Below are 14981 nucleotides of genomic sequence, written 5' to 3'. Positions count from 1 at the left end.
TGGTTCAACAACCGTCGGCTACTTGAACCCATCGGCGACATACCGCCAGCAGAATACGAGATGTTGTATTATCAAAACGAGGGTCAGGCTGTGGCCGCCTGACTCAAACTAAAACCCCTCCGGTAAACCCGGGGCGGTTCACTTACGAACTGTAAGGGCCTGTCTATTCCCCAACAGGGTTTTACTATTCATGCGTACTCGACAAATTGAAATATTCCACGCGATTTATACGGCGGGCTCGATTAGTCAGGCTGCCGCTGTGCTTAATGTGTCGCAGCCGGCTTTATCCAAATCGTTGCGATTAACCGAGGAACAGCTTGGCTTTGCGCTGTTTGAACGGCGTGCACAAGGACTGGTGCCCACTCGCAAAGCCGACGAGCTGTACGAGTCTGCTTCGCGGGTTATGGGTGAACTTGAACATTTCCGCGTTGCTCTTCGGAACGTTGCACTTCGCGATAAGGCACTGATACGTATTGCTATGGCGCCGAGTATCGCGTTGTCGGTTGGCGCTGACGCCATCGCGGCCTTTGCTGAAACCCACGAGCAAGTGAACATCTATTTAGAAACGCTGCATTACGATGAAGTTGTCGCTGCCATCCGAAACGAGACGATCGACATCGCTGTGGTGTATCACCCCCGTCATCGACGCGGGCTACGAATCGTCCCGTTGGCCACCGCCCGCTTCGTGTGTTTGTCGCGCAAGGGCCATTGGCCGTCATCAAAGCAAACGGTGCAGCTCGGCGACCTCAAAGGACAGCCGCTTATCCAGCTCAGTGCCGAGGCCCCCCTTGGACGCATATTGAATTCTCAAATCGATGCACGCGTCGTTGCCTCTGGCAAAGCCGGTGCGAGAACCATTATCGCCAACACCTATTACCTCGCTCAATCGATGGCCGCGCGTGGATTAGGACTGGCCGTCGTCGATGAGTATTCGGCGCGCGAAGCGTCGTCGGACGCAGTGGATTGCCTGCCACTTGATGAGGAGTTGTCCTTTACCGTTGGTGCCATCGTCCGCGAGGAGCACAGCCTGTCACCCGAGGAATCACTGTTAATCGAGCACTTCACAACGCGACTGAATGGACTTGAGGCACCTTGTCGTAAGTCATAACCATAGGTTATACCCTCCCAATAAAAAGCCGCTTGCACAATACCTTACGCGTATGTCACGGTGAACTTCAGAGCATTTATCTGTTGGGGGACTAAGCTATGTCAGCGTTAAAGTCGTTGAAAATTTTGTTGCTGTTGAGTCTTGGCCTGGGACTCGCTACGCCGAGCCTTGCCCAGGATTCCGATTCGGACGAAGAGGCCGGACCGGTGGAGAATGTACTCGTTGTTGGGTCGCAGATTCGCGGCTCCGATATCGCGGGTGCCCTACCCGTCACCGTGCTGAGTGTCGAGGACATCGAAGTGACCGGTGTCGCCAGTGGTGAAGAATTGCTGCGCTCGATTCCACAAGTCGGTCAGGTGTCGTTTAATGAGTCGTCCTTTACGGGCGTAAACGGTGCCCGAGGCGATATTGGATCAATTAACCTGCGAGGGATTGGCACCGGTAACACACTTGTGTTGCTCAACGGTCGACGGCTTGTCCTACACCCGGGAACGCAAAGCGAAGGCTTCGTGCCCGTGGTCACCGTCAACGCGAACGCCCTGCCTGTGACCGGTATCGAGCGACTGGAAGTGCTTCGCGATGGCGCCGCGGCCATTTACGGCACTGACGCGGTCGCGGGTGTGATCAACACGATTACACAGAGCGATTTTGAAGGGTTAACCATATCGCTGCGCAACGGCAATTCCTCCGGCACCGATCTGGAAGAATGGACCGGTACACTCAAGTTTGGCACCGACTTCAACGACGGTCGCACCAATCTCTCTATTTTCGGCAACTTCCTAGATCGAAGCGCCATGCCGGCCACCGATCGATTCTATTCCGGCACCGAAGACTTGCGGGTGTTTTTCGAAGGCACACCGTTTGAGGGCGATACACAGCTGCGAAATCTGAGCACGCAAACGCAGTTCGCTGAATTTCGTGCCTTGGGTGGCGCCATTGCCGCCATTGGCGATGATGACTTTCATATTCAGCCCTCCTCGTTCGATGGCTGTCTTGTCGATCTGGGCAACGGTGTCTGTGCCGATAACGGCGGCAGCATCGATACCGCATTGCGCCTCAATCGATCACGCTATCGTGAGCTCACAGGCGACACCGAACGGCAAAACTTCATGGCGTTTTTAAATCATGAGTTTGACAGCGGCCTGTCCTTCTTTGGCGAACTGATCTACTACCACTCCGATTATCGCAAGCGGCGTGAAACCGCCCAGGTCTTATCCAGTGGTCGATTCACTGTGCCGGCCACCGCGTTTTACAACCCCTTTGGCGTGGATCTAGAGGTGCGCGACTACCGAGCCCTCGATGCCGGCCAGCGCATCATCAATGTTGAGAACAACACCTATCGACTACTTGGCGGTCTGCGCGGACAGTGGAATTCGTGGGATTGGGAATCGGCGGTTTTGCACTCGGAGGCAGAAACAGAGGATGTGACCAACCGCATGAGCACGACGCTGTTTCAGCAGGCCATCGCGCGCACCACGCCCGATGCCTACAACATTTTTGCCGGTGGCAACATCACCGACACCAATGCACCCAACCTCACGGCTAACTCTCAGTCCACGATCGACGGTTTTATCGTACCGGTCTCGCGTATAGGCACCACGTCGCTGTCACTGATCGACTTCAAACTGTCCAATGGCTCGGTACGGTCAATGCCGGCGGGCGATCTTGGCATGGCTGTCGGTTTGGAGTTTCGGCAAGAAGACTTCGAAGATGATCGCGATGATCGTTTGGATGGCACCATTGTGTTTACCGACATCGTAACGGGCAACGTCATCGGCAGCGACGTGGTGGGTTCCAGTCCGACTCCCGATACCAACGGTGACCGGGATGTGCTGTCGGCCTATGTCGAATTCGCCGTGCCACTGCTCAGCGACAACATGAACATTCCGCTGGTCGAAAGCCTGGATGCACAAGTGGCGTTTCGTGCTGAGGATTACTCGGATGTCGGCAGCGTGGTCAAACCGAAGGTGGCGTTGTCGTGGTACCCCCATCCCGACCTACAAATTCGCGCGGCCTATTCAGAGGGCTTTCGTGCGCCGAATCTCGAGCAGATTAACGCGACCGGTATTCGGCGGGTGAATGGCGGCCGCGAAGATTGGATCGTCTGCGAAGCGACTGCTCGCGCGAACGGCACACCGTTTGACACCGGCGAGTGTGACGGCAATTCCATTGAAAGCGTCCGGTCAGGCGGCCCGGATCTGGAGCCTGAAGAAAACGAGAACGTCACCTTTGGCCTCGTTTACCAGCCCAGTTTCCTTGATGGCGTGACCTTTACGGTCGACTGGTGGAGCATCGAGCAAACCGATGTGGTGGGAATTTTCGGCGATCAAAATCAGATATCACTCGACTACCTGCTGCGTCTTCAAGGTGGTTCAAATCCTAATGTGGTGCGCGCAGCACCGGACGCCGATGCGGTCACGCTGTTTACCGCAGCCGGTCTGACGCCAGTCGGTGAAATTGTTGAAGTGCTCGACAGCTACACCAATTTGACGCCACGCGAGTTTGAGGGCGTCGATTTTGGCGTGCAGTGGCGTTTCGATACGTCGCGCTTTGGCGAGTTCGATTTGGCCTTTAACGCCGCCAAACTGGATAAGGCCTTTCAAGAGCCTTCCCCGCCTGCGGCCGATCTCATTAACGCGATCGCGGCGGGCACCATAAACGATGCCGTTGATGTACCAGGATCGGAAGACCTTATTGAACAAAACGGTCGGCCGGAGTGGCGCTCAAGCGCGAGCCTACGCTGGAATCGCGGCGCGTGGGGTGCCGGTGCTTTCTACAGTTTTGTCGGCGAGGTGGTCGACACTTCCGTGACCGGCCCCGATGGCGAGATTTTTGTTGTCGATGACTTTGACATGCTGAGTCTCTACGCCGAATACACCTTTGGCGGCTGGTTGGGCGGCGACACGCGCATTCGCCTGGGTGCGCGCAATGTGTTCGACGATGACCCACCGATTGCCGATGAGTTTGCCAGCGGTTATTTCGATACGCTTCACTCCAATCGAGGTCGCTTCGTCTACTTGGATCTTCGCAAAGACTTCTAATCCATCGGCCCGGCGACACCGGATGTCGCCGGGCTTAGGCTTCGCGAGGAGGACAGAATGCGAACGGTCGTAGTCGGAGCCGGCGTAGTGGGCGTTACGACCGCCTACGCCTTGGCACGTAAAGGTCACACCGTCACGGTGATCGAACGACAACCCAGCACGGCAATGGAAAGTAGTTTTGCTAACGGCGGCCAACTGTCGTTTGGGTTTGCGTCGCCCATGGCGTCTCCGGACATACTCAAAAAAGCCCCGTCTATTTTACTTGGTCAGGACCGTGCCTTTACGCTTCCCTGGCGCTTTCTCCTGCGCGAGCCTGCCTGGCTGCTGCGCTTTACACGAGCTTGTCTGCCGAGTGCCTACCAGCGCCACGCTAAGGCGCTTTCGGAGTTAGCGGCTGCGTCGAAAGACGCGCTCGACCGTCTCTGCGATGAAACGGGTGCCCGCTTTTCGCGACGCCAATCGGGCAAGTTAACGATCTACGACAGTGTGCAGGCACTGGATCGAATCGCTGCGCAACTGCCCAATGTCAGCGCAGCGACGGTGTTGGATCGCGACGCATGCCTGGCCCTTGATCCAGCCCTTGCGCACATTGCGGGCCAGTTGGCGGGTGGCGTGTGGTTCGAGCAGGATGAGATTGGCGATGTAGAGCGGTTTTGTCATCAAGTAGCGAAACAGTGCACGCAGTTATTTGGCACACAGTTTCGCTTCAATCTCAATGTTGATACCGCCCAATGCAAGACTGGCGATGGGCTCACTCTACGGCTGTCGGATGGGAGTTCGATGGACTGTGACGCCATGGTCATCTGCACGGGCTCAGCGGGTCAAAGACTGCTCAAGCATCACCATATCCAGCTTCCGATTGTGCCCGTGGTGGGCTATAGCATTACTGCTCCGCTTGGCATGGAACCGCCCCAGGTCGCGATCACCGATGCGCGCCATAAAGTCGTGTGTTCACGCATTGGTGACTATATTCGAATCGCGGGCTTCGCTGACTTTGGACCACCCGATGAAGCGACACGCCGCGACCGCATTGATGCGCTGCTGCACCTTGCCCGCCAACGGTTTCCTGCCGCCGCCGATTTTTATCATCTGCATTCGACATGGACCGGCATACGCCCCGCCACCCCCTCCTCGCTCCCGATTGTCGGCGCAACCAACGTGCCCGGCGTATACTTAAACATGGGGCACGGCATGTACGGATGGACGTTGGCGCCGGCCACGGCCGAACGGCTCGCCACCGCGATTCAACCTCCGGCGCATCGCAACGCGGCCTAACTCAAAAGGAATACTATGCTTCGCTCTGCGCTTCTCATCACGTTAGCTCTGGGATTGACCGCCTGTATCAGCCCACCTCCTTTCGACCGCAGTGGTCGATGTGTCACTGAGTCGGTAACCCTCGATGCCGACTTTGACGGCGGCGGCTTAAGCGCGTGCCGAGTCGTCGCAAAGGACACGATTGATGTGTTACTCGAACCGGAAGACGAACCCATCAATCCGAGTCCATGGTATGCCCTCCGCCTCACACCAAACGCGTCAACGACAGAAGACGTTACCATCAACCTGATTTACACGGTGCATCCTCATCGCTACCAGCCCAAAGTGAGTCCCGATGGGCGGCAATGGACCTATCTTGACCAGGCACGTATCGCCACCACATCCGATGGCATGCGCGCCACGCTGACGATTCCGCTTGATGCTAACCCAGTGTATGTCGCGGGCCAGGAGCTGCTCACTCAAGCGGACTATTCAAAGTGGCTGGCGCCCTTTCAACGACGCTCGGATCTGACTATCGATACGATTGGCCACTCCGTGGAGAATCGCCCACTGACCATGGTGTCGAGCGACACGCCACTCAGTGAGGGCAGCGTCGTCTTGGTGGGACGACAGCATCCACCCGAACTCACCGGCGCCATAGCGATGCTCGCGTTTGTCGAAGAAGTGCTTGGCGACAGTGCGCTCGCTGAGCGCTTTAGAGGTCGCTTTAATGTTTATGCGGTGCCTTTTCTTAATCCGGACGGTGTGAAACGTGGATATTGGCGACACAACACGCAAGGTACCGATCTAAACCGCGACTGGGGTCCTTTTGTGCAGCCTGAAACCCGCGCAATAAAAGACTTACTGGATCGACTGGCGAACGCGCCGGCGACGCGCCCGGTCGTATTTCTTGATTTTCATTCCACGCGTCGCAACGTTTTCTACACGCAGTTCGTGGGCGAAGACGGCACGGACTATCGCTTTACTCAGCGTTGGCTCTCTCAAAGCCATCCCCAACTGCCAAACTACGTATTTGGGCGCGCCGAGCGCCCTCAAACCGATCTTGCAACGTCAAAAAACTATGTGCACGGGCGATTTTCCATTCCGGCCATCACCTACGAGGTCGGCGATGAAACCGACCGTGTCCAAACTGACTATGCCGCGCGCGTGTTTGCACGAGAGATGATGCGTGTTCTACTCGAACATCACCGGGCGCCGTGACTCAACGTCAGCGCAGCGACCGCTATTCAATCTTGTCGACACGGTTCCGAGGTGATCCCCGCCAGCGCATTTATAAATAGCCAAACACGCCGGTTAGCTGTGTTCTTCAGTCGCGTGCACCACCGGCGTACGTCGACCAAACACAGTAACCAGTAACGCTGGCAAAAAGGTTAAACTCACTAACGTCGAAAACAGTAGCCCGCACAACACAATAATGCCGACACCACGATACAGTTCGGCTCCTTCGCCGGGCAACAGAACCAGTGGCGCAAGGCCAAAAATAGTCGTCGCTGTGGACATTAAGATCGGACGTATTCGCGCACGCATCGCTTCGAGCACGGCGGCCTTCACCGCTCTATTCCGATCCATTAACAATCGCCGACTCTTATCGATAATCAATATCGGATTATTGACAACCGTTCCAAGCAAAATCAAAAACCCGAGCATCGTGATCATGTCAAAGGGTTGGTGAAAATTGCCCAGTGCGCCGAGCGCGTTGACGCCAACAAGCCCGACCAACGCGGCCGCCAATCCTAAAGGGACTGCGGTCAGCACGAACAATGGATATCCCCAGTGATTAAAAATTGCCACGAGCAGCAAATAAATCAGTACAACGGCAATGACAAAATTCCCCGCCAACGATTCTCTGGTCGCGTCAAGCTGATCTGAGGCACCGGTGATGTTGATGCTCACGTTTTGCGCGATCGCGCCCTGTGCGCGCAAAGACGGCACGAGTTCCTCACTCACTCTTTTGACAGCGGTCTCAAGCGCGACATCACGAGGTGGAATCACATACAGCGTCACGGTGCGCCTTCCGTCGACACGACGCAACGCGTCGCTATCGGCCACTTCGACCAAATCGGCTAACGCATTCAGCGGCAACACCGCACCCGATGGTGTGCGTATCGGTGATGCAGCAAGACTGGAGAGATTCTGCTGCGTACCGGCGGTGCTGAATAAAAAGATGTCGACTTTGTTGTCGTTAAGGAAAAACTCATCAATAAACGCCCCGTCACTCAAGGCCGATACGGTAAATCCAAATTCATCCGCGCTAAACCCCACCTCCGACAACCGCTGCCAGCGGGGTCGAATTTCGATCAACGGTTGATCCAGTGATAGTGAGGACGGATCAGAACTGATTTGAGGGTTCTCAAATAGTTCGCCGGCCGCAACATAGGCCGCCTCAGCCGTCGCATAGAGGTCGACAAGGTCTGGGCCAGAGATATCGAGCGCCACCGCGCGCGTGCCGCCATCGTTGCTACTGATGATCGATCCACGTGCCGAGAACGCGCGCATACCGGGATACGAACGAAAACGCGCGGTAATCGCGTCCATCATCGGTTGTATGTCGTCGGTTCGTGTCGGCTCACTGAGCATCCACACGCGTCCAGGCGATACGCTGAGCGAGTAGTACTTGAGTGACGGCGTGGTCGTGTCACCTCGATCAAACCCAGACGGATCGGCATTGATCTGCACATCAAAATGGGCGCGCAGTTCATCGGCGATGAGCATCATTTCACGCATGTTGTAACCCGGCGGCGCGATCATGCTGGAAAACGCTTTGGGCTCTTCGCCTTCTGGGAGGTACTCGGCCGCCGGCATCAGCCAGCTGGCCAGGCCGATGGTGAGGATCACGCCAGTAATCATCGTTAGCCAACGGCGAAGCGGGCGCTGGATAATATAGTCGACCACGCGCAGTAAACCCCGTGGTGAGGATTCGCGTTTAACGGTCTGTGTACCAAGATGACCGCCGAACCCGAGTCGCGCAATGGCCGCAGGCACAACAAACACCGCGACGAGCATCGAGGCAATAATGGCGGCCGAGATCGCAATGGCGATATCCGAATACAACTGGCCAGCCTCCTGCTGAATAAACAGAATCGGCATAAACACCAGCACAGTCGTGAGGGTTGACGCCAGCACCGCTGGCCACACTTCGCGCACGCCGGCAACGGCACCCTCAATTCGATTCAGACCGCGTCGGCGATTCTGTTCCGCCGCTTCGAGCACGACGATGGTGTTGTCCAACGTCATACCGATCGAAAACGCGATGCCAGCCAACGAAATAACATTGATCGTACGTCCAAATGCAAGCAGACCGATGAACGCAGCGATCGTACAGACTGGAATGCCGATCACGCCCACGACGGTGGCACGTGCCGAGCGCAGAAACCAAAACATCACGGCGGTCGCCAGTAACGCCCCCAGCGCAAGGTTCTTCCACACGTTGGCAATCGAGTCTTCCACATAGCGCACGTCATCACTCGAGAGCGTCAGCTTCAGCCCCCGCTCCGCAAGCAGATTGCGGTTCATCTCCTCAATGACCTGCATCAACTGCCGTTTGATTTGAATGACGTTAGCCCCAGCCTCACGACGCACCGATAGACTCAAGGCCGGTTTGCCGTCGGCGTACGAGATACTGCGCAATTCGAAATGATCGAGAACCACGGTAGCCACGTCTTTTAGTCGAACTTGCGCGTCCGCTCGTTGAACTAAAACCAAATCCTCTAGCTGCGCAATGTCGTCAAAACGACCGATCGTCCGCAATAGATAACGACGCTTGCCGCTATCGATATCCCCTGCCGACCGGTCGCGATTACGCGTGCGGATCGCGTTGCGAACATCACCCAGACTCAAGCCACGTTGCGCCAAGCGAGACGGGTCAACCAATACTTGAACCTGACGCTCCGCACCGCCGCCAACACCAATGTCAGAGATGCCGTTGACTCGCTCCATTCTGGGCCGCACTTCTCGCTCGGCAAAGTCGCGTAGCAAATCCACATCGAGCTGCATCGGATTGTCAGACACCGGCAGCAGTCGAAAGTACATGAACGCATTGTTCGAAAACGAACTGCTAAAAAGCCGCGGTTGATCGACATTTTCCGGATAGGTCGAGACTTGGCTCAAAGCGTTGTTCACGCGGATGAGTGCTTCGTTGATATCCACGCCGAATGGGAACTCAAGTTCAATCGATGATTGTCCAGATCGCGCTTCTGACACCATGCGGTTTAGGTTCGGTAACGCGCGAAGATATCGCTCCTGTTCAATCAAAATTTCTTTTTCAACATCCTGAGGGGTTGCGCCGGGCCAGCCTGTCACCACAGAAATTGTGCGCACTTCAAGATCAGGAATCATTTGCACTGGAATGCGAAAGGCCGCCACGATACCCAGTACGAGGATAATCAGTACGGCAACCGTCAAAATGGTGCCGCGACGAACGCCGCTCTCCAGCACGCGCTAGTTTCCGCCGTCCGTGATTCGCACGGACTGACCGTCTTGTAGAATCTCGTTGCCGCGCACGACGACCGGTTGTCCTCCGGGCAACCCATCGAGAATCTCAATTCCGTCTTCGTTTCCTCGTCCAACAGCGACACGATGCCGAAATGCCTTACCGTCGCTGACCGTAAACACACTGAACTGCCCATCGGCTTGCTGCAGCAGCGCATCGGGTGGCACAACGTAAACCGACTGGTTGACGCCCTGGAAAAACAACGTGGCACTCGCCGACGTGCCCGGCAGGAGGTGACCACTCTCTTCAATCAGCAAGCGCGCCTGAAACGAGCGCGCAGTGGCATCACCCACGGGCACAGCCGCGAGCAAGGTGGCGACAAGATCGCGCTGAGGTTCGGTATCCGCCCGCACCACGATACGACCTAGTCGAGGCATCGCCGGATAGTGTTCCTGCGGTACTTGCACATCCAACACAAGCGGGCTCGGTGCGACTAGACGCATAACCGGCGAGCCGAGTGCGACGTACTCACCGATGTCGGTTAGCCGGGCCGCAATCACACCATCGAAGGGTGCGGACAAGGTATGACGCGCCACTACTTCCTGCTGTTGTCGAAGCGCGGCGACCGACTGCGCTAATCTGGCCTCTGCTTGAGCGAGCGCACCGCGGCGGCTATCAAGTTCGGTCTGCGGAAAGAGCTTTTGTTCGGCCAACCGCTCCGCCTCGTTAAGCTGCCGCTGCGCCTCATCGCGTGCCACGCGCGCGGCCTGTCGGGCCGCCTGCCGTTGCGTCAGTTCGTGTTCCGCAAGCGCCGTATCAAGAGCAATCAGGGGCTGGCCTCGCGAAACCGTATCGCCTGCATCGACAAACAGGTGCGCCACTAACCCAGCGGTGCGACTGGACAAACTGGCGTCATGCAGCGCCGTTAGAGACCCGGAGAGCGCGACGCGTTCAGTCAGGCCGGCGTTCACCGGCATGGTCACCTGGACGGGACTTACGGTCTGAGCTGAAGTGTCCACCAGCCATGCAACCAGGATGACGGCGGCCGAAACGATACGTCGCATGAACGCTCCAAAGGACGGTGAATAATCGCGAATGAGCAGCCGATGAGAATAGCAGAAGGCCCACCAAAGATCGCCTTGAGTCGCCCCGCGGACAGTCCTAGAAAGCCGCGCGTTATCAAGTGAATACGCGTGATACGTCTCACGTCCTCACCGATCAAATGCAGCGCCTTGCCCAAGGTGTGATGAAGTTAGCGTATTAGGGTTTTCCCTTAAGGTAGAGTCGGGCATCTGTTGAAACAGCGCTGGATGGCCCACGACGTTTGCCTGGTATGGGATCACACCCTAACACCCCCAATGAAATTCGATAGCACATTAGAATATTTCCATAAACTACTATTTATCTTAGTTATTATTGGATTTTTTTCCACGCATTCGCACGCGCAAACTCCGGTGGCCCTTTCCGAGAGCCTGGCCGGGGATCTCAACTACGTCATTACGGGTGGCTCGTTACGCACCAACCCCAACTCGGGCATCGGTGCCAACGCCTGTGCCGTGGGCATCAGCAGCAGTAACCCGATCGCCGGCATACCCGCTGGCTCAACCGTTGAGGCCGCCTATTTGTATTGGGCCGGCTCGGGGAGCACGGTTGACTCGGTGGTCACGCTCAATGGTTCGACCGTAACCGCCAATCGCGTGTTTACCGCCCCCTTTGTGTTTGGCGCTACCACGTACGATTTCTTTGGCGGCTTTGCCGATGTGACGAGCCTGGTTAGCGGCAACGGCACATACACGGTTGCGGGACTGACAGTGAACACCGGCGCGCCGCATTGCGCGGTGCAAGCGGTGCTGGCCGGCTGGAGCCTGGTTGTGGTGTACGAAAACAGCGTGACTGAGCGCCTGCGCGTCATCAACTTGTTCGACGGCTTTCAGATTTTTCGTGGCGGTTCGATCACGCTGACCCCCGACAACTTTGTCATACCGGCGAGCCCGGACGGTTCACATGCGATCGTCACGTGGGAAGGCGATGTCGAAAACTCCGCCCCCAACTCAGGATTCGCGGAGCAACTCACCTTTAACGGCACGGCGTTAGTCGATGCGCTCAATCCAACCAACAACCAATTTAACTCGACGATCAATACCATTCCGTCGTCTACGGATTATGGGGTGGATGTCGATCGTTACGACATCAGCAGCCTGTTATCGCCTGGCGACACCTCGGCGAGCACGACCTACAGCTCCGGCGGCGATCTGGTCATTCTTCAGCTGGAAGTCATTGCGGTGGCCAATCGCGAGACAGCAGATCTGGCGATCGATAAATCCCATAGCGCGGATTTCATCGCCCGTCAGGATGAGTCGTTTACACTCAGCGTGCAAAACAACGGGCCAAATGACATTCCCGGTACCATTACCGTCACCGATACCCTCCCCCCTGAGCTTGATTTTGTCTCGGCCACCGGCACCGACTGGTCATGCGCCGCGGTCAGTCAAATCGTTACGTGTACACATCCAGGACCGCTTGCGATTAACGCGTCCCTTCCGGATATTACCCTGACCACTTTCGTAAACGAGTCCGCGGCGCCTGGTGTCACCAATACCGCGCAGGTGAGCAGCGCGGTGTTCGATAATCTTTCGGGCAATAACGCGGACGACGATTTTGTCGTGGTCACGCTCGAAAACCCAAGTTTGGTGTTAACCAAATCCATGCTGACCCGCAGTGATCCCTTTAGCGGCGCGATCAACCCAAAATCTATCCCAGGCGCACAAATCGACTACACGTTCTCGGTGATCAATGACGGGCCGGGTCCGGTGGATAACGCGACGCTCGTGATTACCGATACCGTGCCCGATGACATGCGGTTGTTCGTCGACACGTCAGCCGGCGATCCGATCACGTTTGTCGACGGCTCACCGACGAGCGGCTTACTGTTTAACTACGCCACTGACGTGACTTTTTCCAGTCAACCCGGTGGCGTTGCTCCGTACGACTACGTTCCCGTTCCCGATGCCGAGGGCTATGACAGCCTGGTGACGGGTATTCGAGTGTCTCCGTCCGGCCAGATGGACGGCAACTCGGTCGGCGGTAACCCCCAATTCAGCGTAACCATACGGATGCAAGTGAGGTAATCCGCCCCGCGTCGTCTGTGCGTCGCGCAACCGTTCGGTGCGGTTGCCTTATTGCTCCCAGGGGGGGATCGGGGAGAAGGTCTCCATGAGAAAATCGATCATGGCTCGCACTTTGGGCGCCACAAGCCGACCGCTTGGGTACAAGGCCCAAATCGCCGAGTTCGTTTGAACCGGAAAATCGGCGAGCACTTCGACTAAGCGCCCCGCTTTCAGACTCGCGCCCGCATTCCAACGCGATTTAAGACCGATGCCCATGCCCTGCTCCATGAGAATGCGCATCGCTTCGCCATCATTCACTTCGATCGATCGCGGTAGCGGCACACTTTGGCCATTGGCAAACGTCACTCGATGGCCGCCGCTGAACACCACGCACCGATGCCCCCTGAGTGCTTCCGGTTCGCTGGGCGCACCATGGCGCGCGATATACTCAGGCGACGCGACCAGGAGCCGATGATCGGGCGCCAATTTTCGCGCCACCAATCCACTGTCGGCTAATTTCGCGTTGCGAATAATTAAGTCATACGCCCCTTCCACCACATCCAGCACTTCATCGGAGAGTCGGATATCCAATTCCACCTGCGGATACCGTCGCTCAAATTCAGCCAACAGTGGAATGACGTGCATTCGCCCAAATGAGCCCGGCATGGTCATTCGCAAGCGTCCGTGTACGGACTCGATGCGGCCGCTGATCGAGTCCAGCCCGGCCTGCAGAGTCTCAAGACTCTGCTCAGCGAACGGCAAAAACTCCTCGCCATCGGTCGTTAACGACACGGCACGCGTCGTGCGATTAAACAATCGAAAGCCAATTTCGTTTTCCAGCTTGACCAGTCTCGCACTGGCGCTCGCCGGCGAGAGCGATAAGTCACTGCCCGCTGCGGACACGGAACCGAGCTCGGCGATTCGTAAAAACAAACGTAAGGAAAGGAGATCCATTTATCAAAATTAACCGAATTATTAATTCGTAACAAGCCTAATTATTTTATAATCGATTAGTATTAAGCTCATTCGATCCTTCGCCATCTTGCTGCGCTATGCCCTCTAACACGGCCTTCGCCACGCTCAATAACGGTTTCAATCGAGTGTTTCAGCCCGGGCGGCTGTCCGTCGGCCTGGTTGTGCCCATTGAGTCCTATCCGAATAGCCCCGTGCCAACCATGAGCCGGCACATTGAACGCGTGCAGCTGGCGGAGGCATTGAATTTCGCCGCGGTATGGTTGCGCGATGTGCCGTTTAACGTTCCGTCATTTGGCGACGCCGGGCAAACCTATGATCCCTTTGTCTACTTGGGGTCGCTCGCCGCCAACACAGAGCGAATTGCGCTGGGCGTTGCCAGCATCATTTTGCCGCTGCGCCATCCCGCCCATGTGGCTAAGGCCGCGGCCACTGCTGATGTGTTGTCCGGCGGTCGACTGCTGCTCGGCGTGGCCTCTGGCGACCGCCCGGAGGAATATCCCGCACTAAACGCTGACTTCGCTAATCGCGGGCAGCGTTTTCGCGACGCGGTTGAGTACATTCGGCAAATGGCGGGCGACTACCCCACGGTTAATAACACCTACGGGCGTATGCTCGGTATCGACATGCTGCCAAAACCCGTTGCCTCGCAACTTCCGCTATTGGTGACAGGCGGAAGTCAACAACATCCCGATTGGAACGCCGAACATGCCGATGGCTGGATGACCTATCCACGAAATGTGGTGGCGCAGGCGGAGATTATTCGAGACTGGCAGGCGCGTGTTCAGCACGTTAGTCGTCACCCTAAACCCATCATGCAACCGCTGTACGTGGATTTGCTCGACGACCCGAACGCGCCCGCCGAGTCCATCCATTTGGGCCTTCGCACCGGCAGCCAAGCATTGCTCGAACACCTCAAAGCACTCGAGCAAATTGGCGTCAATCACGTGGCGCTCAACCTGCGATTCAATCACAACGACATCGAGCAAGCAGTCGCGGATTTGGCACAACAACTCCTTCCAGCGTTTCCAATCGACTAAGGAATTTCA

9 protein-coding genes are annotated in these 14981 nt (G+C 56.7%); 6 read left to right on the top strand and 3 right to left on the bottom strand.

Annotation, left to right across the window (positions count from 1 at the left end):
• Positions 1–190 precede the first annotated feature (190 nt).
• The 4 genes from AAF465_14895 (at position 191) to AAF465_14880 (ending at position 6624) form a co-directional block, all read left to right on the top strand.
• Positions 191–1108 carry a LysR family transcriptional regulator gene (locus tag AAF465_14895; protein ID MEM7084014.1) on the top strand — a complete coding sequence of 306 codons (918 nt, stop codon included), beginning with the start codon at positions 191–193 and terminating at the stop codon, positions 1106–1108.
• Between the two features lie 98 nt (positions 1109–1206).
• The gene (locus tag AAF465_14890) at positions 1207–4149 is read left to right on the top strand and encodes a TonB-dependent receptor (protein ID MEM7084013.1); all 2943 of its coding nucleotides are present in this window, start codon (positions 1207–1209) and stop codon (positions 4147–4149) included.
• 3 nt (positions 4150–4152) lie between these two features.
• On the top strand, positions 4153–5424 hold the full coding sequence (locus AAF465_14885) for an FAD-dependent oxidoreductase (protein MEM7084012.1): 1272 nt from the start codon (positions 4153–4155) through the stop codon (positions 5422–5424).
• Positions 5425–5439: 15 nt separating this feature from the next.
• On the top strand, positions 5440–6624 hold the full coding sequence (locus AAF465_14880) for a M14 family zinc carboxypeptidase (protein MEM7084011.1): 1185 nt from the start codon (positions 5440–5442) through the stop codon (positions 6622–6624).
• A 93-nt stretch (positions 6625–6717) separates the two neighbouring features.
• Here AAF465_14880 and AAF465_14875 read toward each other — a convergent pair whose 3' ends face one another.
• Together AAF465_14875 and AAF465_14870 are read right to left on the bottom strand one after the other, a co-directional pair.
• Positions 6718–9858, bottom strand: a complete 3141-nt coding sequence (locus AAF465_14875; GenBank protein ID MEM7084010.1) for an efflux RND transporter permease subunit — start codon at positions 9856–9858, stop codon at positions 6718–6720.
• Between the two features lie 3 nt (positions 9859–9861).
• Positions 9862–10917, bottom strand: coding sequence for an efflux RND transporter periplasmic adaptor subunit (locus tag AAF465_14870; GenBank protein ID MEM7084009.1), 1056 nt, complete (start codon positions 10915–10917; stop codon positions 9862–9864).
• A 390-nt stretch (positions 10918–11307) separates the two neighbouring features.
• Between AAF465_14870 and AAF465_14865 the strand changes: the two genes are divergently transcribed.
• Positions 11308–12981, top strand: a complete 1674-nt coding sequence (locus AAF465_14865; protein ID MEM7084008.1) for a hypothetical protein — start codon at positions 11308–11310, stop codon at positions 12979–12981.
• Positions 12982–13029: 48 nt separating this feature from the next.
• Here AAF465_14865 and AAF465_14860 read toward each other — a convergent pair whose 3' ends face one another.
• Entirely contained in the window at positions 13030–13914 is an 885-nt protein-coding gene (locus tag AAF465_14860; protein MEM7084007.1) for a LysR family transcriptional regulator, read from the bottom strand.
• A 98-nt stretch (positions 13915–14012) separates the two neighbouring features.
• On the opposite strand from AAF465_14860, the gene AAF465_14855 reads away from it, so the two are divergent.
• Positions 14013–14972 carry an LLM class oxidoreductase gene (locus tag AAF465_14855; GenBank protein ID MEM7084006.1) on the top strand — a complete coding sequence of 320 codons (960 nt, stop codon included), beginning with the start codon at positions 14013–14015 and terminating at the stop codon, positions 14970–14972.
• Positions 14973–14981 lie beyond the last annotated feature (9 nt).

Source organism: Pseudomonadota bacterium, assembly GCA_039028935.1.
Lineage (GTDB): Bacteria > Pseudomonadota > Gammaproteobacteria > Steroidobacterales > SZUA-146 > SZUA-146.
The sequence above is the reverse complement of the archived record's forward strand: the minus strand, read 5'-3'. Positions and strand labels throughout refer to the sequence as shown.